The sequence below is a fragment of the Rhodobium orientis genome (assembly GCF_003258835.1).
GTDB classification, from domain to species: domain Bacteria; phylum Pseudomonadota; class Alphaproteobacteria; order Rhizobiales; family Rhodobiaceae; genus Rhodobium; species Rhodobium orientis.
This window is the reverse complement of record NZ_NPEV01000196.1, coordinates 1-258: the sequence shown is the minus strand read 5'-3', so window position 1 is coordinate 258 and position 258 is coordinate 1. Positions and strand designations below refer to the sequence as shown.

Here is a 258-nt window from a genome sequence, read left to right as displayed (position 1 = left end):
CTACGATACGATCCATTAGACGCACAATGAATGTCAAATTGACTTTTGATTACGGCGAAAAAATGTTGCAAACAGCAATAAAACGTTGCTTAAAAGACTTGCGGCCCCTAACCAGACGAGCCATTCTGCGTTTGTCCCCCAGGAACATCCAATAATGATCAGAGCAATGCAGCTTGAGAAAAAGGGGCCTGTCCTGTCTAATTTTGTGCCGCGGCGAATGGTTTCCTTTGTCTGGCGGAATTTATCTTTTGCATGATA

1 protein-coding gene is annotated in these 258 nt (G+C 43.8%); it reads right to left on the bottom strand.

Annotated elements, in window-relative coordinates; all coding sequences use genetic code 11:
* Nucleotides 1-33: 33 nt before the first annotated feature.
* A partial coding sequence (locus CH339_RS25815) for a hypothetical protein (RefSeq protein WP_111436870.1) occupies nt 34-258 on the bottom strand: 225 nt, incomplete at its 5' end.